The sequence below is a fragment of the Sandarakinorhabdus rubra genome, from assembly GCF_010994245.1.
GTDB classification, from domain to species: domain Bacteria; phylum Pseudomonadota; class Alphaproteobacteria; order Sphingomonadales; family Sphingomonadaceae; genus Sandarakinorhabdus; species Sandarakinorhabdus rubra.
This window is the reverse complement of the sequence record NZ_WMHO01000098.1, coordinates 1-9,082: the sequence shown is the minus strand read 5'-3', so window position 1 is coordinate 9,082 and position 9,082 is coordinate 1. Positions and strand designations below refer to the sequence as shown.

At 67.6% G+C, this 9,082-nt stretch carries 7 protein-coding genes; 5 read left to right on the top strand and 2 right to left on the bottom strand.

All coding sequences use genetic code 11. From position 1 onward, the window contains the following. Positions 1–1,448 (bottom strand): Rne/Rng family ribonuclease (locus GJV64_RS07705; protein WP_164156681.1); only part of this gene is annotated, 1,448 nt, incomplete at its 3' end. A gap of 530 nt (positions 1,449–1,978) precedes the next feature. On the opposite strand from GJV64_RS07705, the gene GJV64_RS07700 reads away from it, so the two are divergent. Further along, complete coding sequence (locus GJV64_RS07700; RefSeq protein WP_235927651.1) at positions 1,979–4,195, top strand: S9 family peptidase; 2,217 nt, start codon at positions 1,979–1,981, stop codon at positions 4,193–4,195. 153 nt (positions 4,196–4,348) lie between these two features. Here GJV64_RS07700 and rpsD read toward each other — a convergent pair whose 3' ends face one another. After that, positions 4,349–4,960, bottom strand: a complete 612-nt coding sequence (gene rpsD / locus GJV64_RS07695; RefSeq protein WP_164156680.1) for a 30S ribosomal protein S4 — start codon at positions 4,958–4,960, stop codon at positions 4,349–4,351. 237 nt (positions 4,961–5,197) lie between these two features. Here rpsD and rpoZ point away from each other — a divergent pair, with 237 nt between their 5' ends. The 4 genes from rpoZ to GJV64_RS07675 all read left to right on the top strand — a co-directional run. Further along, positions 5,198–5,539, top strand: a complete 342-nt coding sequence (rpoZ, locus tag GJV64_RS07690) for a DNA-directed RNA polymerase subunit omega (RefSeq protein WP_164156679.1) — start codon at positions 5,198–5,200, stop codon at positions 5,537–5,539. Between the two features lie 311 nt (positions 5,540–5,850). After that, the gene (locus GJV64_RS07685; protein WP_164156678.1) at positions 5,851–7,956 is read left to right on the top strand and encodes a RelA/SpoT family protein; all 2,106 of its coding nucleotides are present in this window, start codon (positions 5,851–5,853) and stop codon (positions 7,954–7,956) included. Between the two features lie 55 nt (positions 7,957–8,011). Beyond that, positions 8,012–8,593: an orotate phosphoribosyltransferase gene (gene pyrE, locus GJV64_RS07680; RefSeq protein WP_164156677.1), complete on the top strand. Its 582-nt coding sequence runs from the start codon at positions 8,012–8,014 to the stop codon at positions 8,591–8,593. Next, positions 8,590–9,082 (top strand): pyridoxine 5'-phosphate synthase (locus GJV64_RS07675; protein ID WP_164156676.1); only part of this gene is annotated, 493 nt, incomplete at its 3' end. The genes pyrE and GJV64_RS07675, both read left to right, overlap by 4 nt.

Here is a 9,082-nt window from a genome sequence, read left to right as displayed (position 1 = left end):
CCGCGCAGCGCCTCGGCTTCCAGCGCGCGCAGGGCGGCGAGCGCGGCCGACGCCACGGCGCGCACCATGCCGGTGCCTTCGCACATCGGGCAGACATGGGTGGAGGCTTCCAGGATGCCGGTGCGCAGCCGCTGCCGGCTCATTTCCATCAGGCCGAAGCTGGAGATGCGGCCGATCTGGACGCGGGCGCGATCGTTCTTCAGCGCCTCCTTCATCGCCTTCTCGACTTTCCTGACATTGGAGCCGTTCTCCATGTCGATGAAGTCGATCACCACCAGGCCGGCCATGTCGCGCAGGCGCAGCTGGCGGGCGATCTCGTCGGCGGCTTCCAGGTTGGTCTTGGTGGCGGTTTCCTCGATGCCATATTCGCGGGTCGAACGCCCGGAGTTGATGTCGATGGAGACCAGCGCCTCGGTCGGGTTGATGACGATGTAGCCGCCGGATTTCAGCTGCACCACCGGCTGGTACATGTTCTCCAGCTGGCCTTCGACGCCAAAGCGCTGGAACAGCGGCACATTGCCCTCATATTCCACCACCTTGGGCGCGTGGGTGGGCATCAGCATCGACATGAAGCGGTGGGCAGCGTCAAAGCCGGCGCGGCCTTCCACCAGCACCTGCTCGATCTCGCGGTTGTAGATGTCGCGGATGGCGCGCTTGATGAGGTTGGAATCCTCGTGGATCAGCGCCGGGGCCTGGCTGGCCAGCGTCTTTTCGCGGATCTCGTCCCACAGCCGGGTGAGATAATCGAAATCGCGGCGGATATCGGCGGCGCTGCGCTTCAGGCCGGCGGTGCGCACGATGGCGCCCATGCCGGCCGGCAGGTGCAGATCGGCCATCACCTGCTTCAGCCGCTTGCGGTCGGCCGGATTGGAGATCTTGCGGCTGATGCCGCCACCGTGTGCGGTGTTGGGCATCAGCACGCAATAACGGCCGGCGAGGCTGAGATAGGTGGTCAGCGCCGCGCCCTTTGAGCCGCGCTCTTCCTTCACCACCTGGATCAGCATCACCTGGCGGCGACGGATGACCTCCTGGATCTTGTAGCGGCGACGCAGCGCCATGCGCTTGCGGCGCAGCGCGTCCGAAGGCTCGTCGTGGTGGCCGCCGGCCTCCTGTACGTCGTCGCCGTCATCCTCCTCGTCGTGGCCATTCTCCTCGGCGGAGAGTTCGGCTTCCTCGCGCAGCAGCGCGTCGCGATCCTCCTTGGGGATCTGATAATAGTCCGGATGGATTTCGGAGAAGGCCAGGAAGCCGTGGCGATTGCCGCCATATTCGACAAAGGCGGCCTGCAGCGAGGGTTCGACCCGCGTGACCTTGGCCAGATAGATGTTGCCCTTGAGCTGACGCCTGTCAGCCGATTCGAAATCAAATTCCTCGATGCGCTGGCCGTTGACCACGGCCACCCGCGTTTCTTCCGGGTGGCGGGCGTCGATGAGCATGCGTTGTGACATGGAAAGGCTCCGTGGCGCGCGCGCGGCGCGTCGCTGCAAGCGACGCACCGTCGGGGCGCAAACTGAAAAGGCCGGCGATCTGCCGGCGGGATGGGTGATGTTGGTGGAATTGCGTGTGGCTGGACGATGGGACCGCAGCAGAGCCGGCGGTGACAGCGGCGGCAGCGAGCGGGCGCGATGCGCCCCGCTGCTTCACCCTGTCGTTCCGTCCGGTCATTTGCGTCCCTGGCATCGCATCGGCAGCCGGCCCGGCCCCTGGACCCCGCTTCACCACAATCTGTGGGTGGGGCCCATGGCGGGCGGCGGCCTTTCAAGTTCCCGGCCTCTCCCGCCAAACACCGGCCAGCAAAGCGGCGGCAGCGCGGGCAAGCCCGGAAAACGGCAGCGAAAATCCCGCTGCTCTGCCATTGCTAGCAGCCACTTGGCGCAGCGGCAAGGGTGCGGCATTGACGCATGATTGTCATGTTTGCCGCCGGCCGCCTTCTGGGGCAGCAAGGCGCGCGCTTGCCCGTTGCTACCAGGGGATGAAGATGAACCGACTGAAGCTGGCCCTGATGCTGACGCCGCTGCTGAGCCTGGCTCCGGCCAGCCCGCCGGCGGCTGCCGAGCCACTCACCCTTGCCAAGCCCCTAACTCTTGAACGCGTGTTCGCCTCCCCGGCGCTCACCGGGGCTCGGCCGCGCGTGCTGAAACTCTCGCCCGATGGCCGGCTGGCAACCCTGCTGAAGAACCGCGCCGACGATCAGGACCGGTTCGACCTGTGGGCGTTCGACACCGTCACCGGGCAGAGCCGGATGCTGGTTGATTCGGCAAAGCTGGCCGGCGGGCCGCTGTCCGAAGCAGAGCGCATGAACCGCGAGCGCCGCCGCATCGCCAGCATCAAGGGCATCACCGATTATGGCTGGGCGCCCGATGCCAAGGCATTGCTGGTGCCGGTAGATGGTGATCTGTGGCTGGCCGGCCTGGACGGCAGAACCCGCCAGCTGACGGCGACGCCGGCAACCGAGACCGATGCGCAGCTGAGCCCGAAGGGTGGCTTTGTCAGCTTCGTGCGGGACCGCGCGCTGTTCACCCGCGCGCTTGGCACCGACACCGAGCTGCGGTTGGCCGGGGACGAGAATGAGAAGGTGAGCTGGGGCGTCGCCGAGTTCATTGCGCAGGAAGAGCTGGACCGCTTCGAAGGCCATTGGTGGGCGCCCGACGACCGGCGGCTCGCCGTGGCGCGGGTGGACGAGACGCCGGTGAAGGAGGTGACGCGCGCCGCCATCGGCGCCGACGGCACCCGCCTGTTCACCCAGGCCTATCCGGCCGCCGGCACCGCCAACGCCGATGTGACGCTGTGGCTGATGAACCCGGACGGCTCGGGCCGCGTGGCGGTTGATCTGGGGGCCGATAGGGACATCTACATCGCCCGGGTGGCCTGGGCGCCCGATGCCCGCACGCTCTATGTGCAGCGCCTCAGCCGCGACCAGAAGCGGACCGATATCCTGGCGGTCGATCCGGCCAGCGGTGCCAGCCGTGTGATCGCCAGCGAGACGGCACGGACCTGGATCAACCTCACCGACAGTTTCCGCCCGCTCGCCGACGGCAGCCTGCTGATCGCCAGCGAGCGTGACGGCTGGCGCCACCTCTATCGCCTGAAGGACGGCACGGCGCAGCCGCTGACCAGCGGCCGCTGGGCGGTGGACGAGCTGGTGGGCGTCAACGAGAAGCAGGGGCGGCTGTGGTTCACCGGCTTTGCCGACGGCGCCCTTGAAAAGCATGTCTATGCCCTCGACTGGAAACGCGCCGGCGCCCGCCCGCAACGGCTCACGGCGGCCGGCGGCTGGCACGAGGCGGTGATGGACAAGGCCGGCACGCGCCTCATCATCACTTCATCTTCCCCCAGCCAGCCCGCGCAGGTGTGGCTGGCCGATGGCCAGGCCCGGCGGCTGGCCTGGATCGAGGAGAATAGGCTGGACGCCAGCCATCCTTATGCGCCCTATCTCGCCACCCACGTGGTGCCGCAATTCGGCACCCTCACCGCCGAAGATGGCCAGACGCTGGACTGGCGGCTGTTGAAACCCGCCGGTGCGGGCCCGTTCCCGGTGCTGATGCAGGTCTATGGCGGGCCGCATGCGCAGAATGTCCACAAGCGCTTCACCGCGCCCATCGAGCAATATCTGGTGAGCAAGGGCTGGGCGGTGTTCCAGCTCGACAACCGCGGCAGTGCCAGTCGCGGCAAGGCCTTTGAAGACCCGATCTACCGCGCCATGGGCGGCGCCGAGGTGCGCGACCAGCTGAAGGCGCTGGCCTGGGTCAAGCAGCAACCCTGGGCGGGCAAGGTGGCGGTCAACGGCTGGTCCTATGGCGGGTACATGGTGCTGAAGCTGCTGGAGGCGGCGCCCGGCCAGTTTGCCGCCGGTATCGCCGGCGCGCCGGTGACCCGCTGGGACCTGTATGACACGGCCTATACCGAGCGTTACCTGGGGAGCCCGGTGACGGAGCCGCAGGTCTATGCCACCTCGGGCGCGTTGGGCGATGCCGCGAAGATCAGCGATCCGCTGCTGGTGATCCACGGCATGGCCGACGACAATGTGGTGTTCGAGAATTCGACCGCCCTGATGACCGTGCTACAGAAGGCGAACCGGCCGTTCGACCTGATGGTCTATCCCGGCGCCACCCACGCGACACCGGGGCTGGAACTGCACACCTGGATCACCCGGCTGAAGTTCCTGGGGCGAACGGTGGCGCCGACGGGGTATTGAGGCGGGTGCGTTAAACGGAAGCAAGGGCGGCGCGGCAAAGCCGCGCCGTCAGTCGACACACGAAAAAGGCGGCCTGTTGGGGCCGCCTTTTTTGGTCGCTGGCCGAGCCGATGCGAGTCGGTGGACAACGCCTCGCGTTGTCCACGCGCCGCATTAGCGGCTGTAGAACTCAACCACCAGGTTCGGTTCCATCTTCACCGGATAGGGCACTTCGTCCAGCGTCGGCACGCGGACATAGGTGGCCTTGGCGCCGTCGACCGAGACATATTCCGGCACGTCGCGTTCCGACAGGCCCTGCGCTTCGAGCACGAGCGCCATTTCCTTGGCGCGGCTGCCCAGTTCGATCACGTCACCCGGCTTCAGGCGCGCCGAACCGATGTTGCAGCGCGTGCCGTTGACCAGCACGTGGCCGTGGTTGACGAGTTGGCGGGCGGCAAACACGGTCGGCGCCCACTTGGCGCGATAGACGATGATGTCGAGGCGCTGTTCGAGCAGGCCGATGAGGTTCTGCGAGGTGTCGCCCTTCATGCGCACCGCTTCGTCATAGACCTTGCGGAACTGCTTTTCGGTGACGTCACCATAATAGCCCTTCAGCTTCTGCTTGGCGCGCAGCTGCAGGCCGAAGTCCGACATCTTGCCCTTGCGGCGCTGGCCATGCTGGCCGGGGCCATATTCGCGCTTGTTGACCGGGCTCTTGGGGCGACCCCAGATGTTCTCGCCCATGCGGCGATCGAGCTTGTACTTGGCGTTGGAACGCTTCGACATGTGATTTCCTGTATCTGCTTCGTGACGTTGTTCCCGGTCTCGCCGCGCAGGCCATGTACCTGCGTGGGCCACCGCTTCACCGGGGTGCGGGGCCAGATGCGAAGCGGCCCCGATAGGGGGGCCTGCGCGCGGAGTCAAGCAAGGCCACCATGGTGACGGGCCATTGTTCTTGACTTTCGGGCGCGGCCACGCAATGGCACGCGCTTCCCAACGCCCCTGAATTTCGGAGCCGCCGCCATGGCACGCGTGACCGTTGAAGATTGTGTCGACAAGGTGCCGAACCGGTTCGACCTGGTGCTGCTCGCCGCGCACCGCGCCCGCAACATCTCGTCGGGCGCCGAACTGACCATCGACCGCGACCGCGACAAGAACCCGGTGGTGGCGCTGCGCGAGATCGCCGAGCAGACCATCCGCCCCGGCGACCTTACCGAATCGCTGGTGGTCGGCATGCAGAAGGTGCAGGCCGAGGATGACGACACGCCGGACGTGATCGGCTCGCTGTCGGCGTCGGCCGAAGCGCTGCGCATCACCGCCGCCCAGCCGCCCCGCAACCAGAACATGGGCGGGGATTACGAATAAGCCGGCTGGGCGCAACGCGCAGCGTTGCACCCTGACTCGGCGAATTCCGGCCGGCGACCAAAAAGGCGGCTCTCCAGCCGCCTTTTTCGTGAGTCGTCCGACGGCGCGGCTCCGCCGCCGGCCGCGCGGCATTGCGCTCCCATGACGTCGAACGGGCTTCAGGCAAGCCTCTGGCCCGGCAAAGCCGTGCCGCCGGCTTGCCCGAACCCGCCGGCCGGACTTGCCGGAGTCGGTGAACTGCGCTTGCGCGCATTTCACGCGCCCGGCTGCGCCCTTGCACCCACCCCCAATCCCCCCCAAGATAATGGGCAATGCTGCGCCAGTATGAACTTGTGGAACGGGTCAAGACCTATGATCCGGATGCGGACGAGGATCTGCTGAACCGCGCCTACGTGTTTTCGGTCAAGGCACACGGCAGCCAGCTGCGCGCCAGCGGCGACCCCTATTTCAGCCACCCGATCGAAGTGGCCGGCATCCTCACCGACCTGAAGCTCGACGACAAGACGATCGCGACGGCCATCCTGCACGACACGATCGAGGACACGGTGGCGACGCAGGGCGAGATCGAACGGCTGTTCGGGCCGGACGTTGGCCGGCTGGTCGATGGCGTCACCAAGCTGTCGAAGATCGAGACGCAGACCGAAAGCGAGCGCCAGGCCGAAAATCTCAGGAAGTTCCTGCTGGCGATGTCGAGCGACATCCGCGTGCTGCTGGTGAAGCTGGCGGACCGGCTGCACAACATGCGCACGCTCCACCACATCGCGCGCGAGGACAAGCGCCTGCGCATCGCCCGCGAGACGATGGACATCTATGCGCCGCTGGCCGAGCGCATCGGCATGTATGGCTTCATGGAGGAGATGCAGGAACTGGCCTTCCAGCATCTCGAGCCCGATGCCAGCCAGATGATCAGCAGCCGCATGGCTCGCCTGCGCGAGACCACCGGCGCCAATGTCCACCGCATCACCGGCGCGCTGGAATCGCTGCTGCGCGCCAAGGGTCTGGCGGCCAGCGTGACCGGGCGCGAGAAGCGGCCCTATTCGATCTGGCGCAAGATGGCGGCGCGCCAGATGAGCTTCGAGCAATTGTCGGACGTGATGGCCTTCCGGGTGATCGTGGATGACGAGACCGACTGCTACCGGGCGCTGGGCATCGTGCACGGCCGCTGGCCGATGGTGCCGGGCCGGTTCAAGGACTTCATCTCGACGCCCAAGCCCAACGGCTATCGCAGCCTGCACACATCGGTGCTGCTGGGCGGCGAGCAGGCACGCATCGAGGTGCAGATCCGCACCCGGCTGATGCACGAGGAGGCCGAATATGGCCTCGCCGCGCACTGGGCCTACAAGCAGGGCAACGACGGGGCGCCGGCGCGCGAGGCCTATCCCTGGCTGGAGGACCTGCTGGAGGTGCTGCAGGACGCCGCCAGCCCCGAAGAGCTGCTGGAAAACGCCCGGTTGGCGATGTTCCAGGACCAGGTGTTCGTGTTCACCCCCAAGGGCGAGCTCTACCAGCTGCCCGGCGATTCAACGCCGGTGGATTTTGCCTATGCCGTCCACAGCGATCTCGGCGACAGCTGCGTGGGTGCCAAGGTCAACGGCCGGGTGGTGCCGCTGCGCACCCGGCTGGTGAACGGTGACCAGGTCGAGATATTGAAGGGCAAGGTGAAGGCGCCCGATCCGGCGTGGGAGGCCTTCGTGGCCAGCGCCAAGGCGCGCGCCGCGATCCGCCGCCATGTCCGCAACAAGCGGCGCGAGGAATTGCTGGCGATGGGCGCCAAGCTGCTGGACGCTGTGGCGGCCCGGCTGCGCGTGGCGCTGACCGACGAGATCATGGGCCCGGCGCTGGGCCGGCTGAAGCTGCACGACCGCCAGGCCCTGGAGCTGGCAATGGCCGAGAACCGCCTGTCGGACGACCAGGTGAGCGAGGCGCTGGTGCCCGGCGCCACCCCCACCAAGCGGCCGCGCACCGGCAAGGCCAAAGCGGCCGCCGCCCTCTCGATCGAAGGCCTCACGTCGGGCGTGGGCTTCCTGCTGTGTGATCATTGCCGGCCGGTGCCGGGGGACCGGATCGTCGGCGTACGCCATTCGGATGCGCCAATTGCCGTCCACATCATCGATTGCGACCATCTTGCCGACGAGGACGGAGAGTGGATGGATGTCAAATGGGGCGCGGATTCGGCCGGTGCGGCAGCGCGCATCGCGGTGGTGCTGCACAACCAGCCGGGCTCGCTGGCCAGCCTGGCCGCCAGTATCGCGGCGCACAACGCCAACATCGTGGGCCTGCAACTGAAGCACCGGGACCGCGAGTTCCATACCGACATCTTCGACATCGAGGTGGAAAGCACCAGCCACCTGGCCACCATCCTCGGCGCGCTGCGGCAGGTGAAGGCGGTGGTTTCGGCCGAGCGGGTGCGCGCCTGAGGCGGCTTGCGCTGGTCTCGCCGGGCGCTAGAAGCCCGCGATCAGGAGACAGACGATGACCGATGACGAGGTGCTGGCCGAATTCCGCGCTGCCGAGGCGCTGCTGGAAGGTCATTTCATCTTGTCGTCGGGGCTTCGCTCCCCGCGCTATCTTCAATGCGCGCGCGTGTTGATGAACCCGGTGCGGTCCGAACGGCTGGCCCGCGCGCTGGCCGCCAAGATCCCCACCCATGTGAAGGCCGAGGTCACGGCCGTGGTCGCCCCGGCGATGGGCGGGCTGATCTGCGGCTACGAGCTGGCCCGCGCGCTCGGGGTGGACTCGATGTTCGTCGAGCGGCCGACCGGCACGTTCGAACTCAGGCGCGGCTTCCGGCTGGCACCGGGTCAGCCAGTGCTGCTGATGGAAGACGTGGTGACCACAGGCCTGTCGAGCCGAGAGGCCATCGCCGCGGTCGCAGCGGCAGGCGGGAGGGTGATCCACGCCGCATCGCTGGTCGATCGCTCGAACGGCAAGGCCGATCTGGGCGTGCCCTTCACGCCGCTGATCCGGCTCGACGTGCCCAGCTACCAGCCCGATGACCTGCCGCCCGAACTGGCGGCGATCCCCGCCGTGAAGCCCGGGAGCCGCGCGGCGTGACCAACCAACTTCGTCTCGGCGTCAACATCGACCATGTGGCGACCATCCGCAACGCCCGCGGTGGCGTGCATCCCTGCCCGCTGCGCGCCGCCGAGGCGGCCGCCGCGGCCGGTGCCGATGGCATCACCATCCACCTGCGCGAAGACCGCCGCCACATCACCGATGATGACCTGGCACGGCTGTCGGCCGCCATCGCCCTGCCCATCAACCTCGAGATGGCCGCCACCGACGAGATGCTGGCCATCGCGCTCGCCCACCGACCGCACGCCGCCTGCATCGTGCCCGAGCGCCGGGCCGAGCGCACCACCGAGGGCGGGCTGGATGCCGCCGGCCAGCACAACACGCTGCAGCCGATCGTGGCGCGCCTCAGCGATGCCGGCATCCGCGTTTCGCTGTTCATCGCGCCCGACGAGCGCCAGCTGGAAGCCGCCGCCCGGCTGGGCGCGCCGGTGGTGGAACTCCATACCGGGCCGTACGCGCACGCCGTGG